We start from the raw sequence: 686 nt of genomic DNA on the forward strand, positions 1-686 counted from the left end.
CTTGAACCGGTTCGATGGTCGGTCGGCGGCTTACAACATTCCGATGGCTGTGCGGTTGTCCGGTGATCTGGATGTGGCGGCGTTGCGTGCGGCGGTGGCCGATGTGGTGGGCCGGCACGAGGTGTTGCGGACGGTGTATCCGGAGACGGATTCGGGTCCGGTGCAGGTGGTGCTTCCGGTTGTGGATGCGGTGCCGGAGTTCCGGGTGCGGTCGGTGGCTGCCGGGGATGTGGTGTCGGCGGTGTCGGAGTTGGCGTCGGCGGGCTTCGATGTGACGGCCGAGGTGCCGTTGCGAGTGGCCTTGTTCGAGATCGGCGAAGCGGACGACGCCGGTTCTGTGGCGGCCGGTGAGTCTGCTGCCGGTGAGTTCGTGCTGGCGATGGTGGTTCACCATATTTCCGGTGACGGTTCCTCGGTGGGACCGCTCATCCGTGATCTGATGACCGCCTACGCGGCGCGTACGGCCGGGGACGCCCCGGGCTGGGCGCCGTTGCCGGTGCAATACGCGGATTACAGCATCTGGCAGCGGGAGCTGCTGGGCGACGAAGACGACCCGCAATCGCTGGCAGCGCAGCAGGTCGGGTACTGGGAGTCGACGCTGGCGGGTATTCCGGATCAGTTGGATCTGCCCTCGGATCGGCCGCGTCCGGCGGTGCAGTCGTTTGCCGGTGGTCGGGTCGAGGTCG

General features: G+C 67.2%; 1 protein-coding gene. It reads left to right on the forward strand.

Annotated elements, in window-relative coordinates; genetic code table 11:
• A partial coding sequence (locus ON38_RS03205; RefSeq protein ID WP_039822228.1) for a condensation domain-containing protein occupies positions 1 to 686 on the forward strand: 686 nt, incomplete at both ends.

Source organism: Nocardia testacea NBRC 100365, from assembly GCF_000308775.1.
Classification (GTDB): Bacteria; Actinomycetota; Actinomycetes; order Mycobacteriales; family Mycobacteriaceae; genus Nocardia; species Nocardia testacea.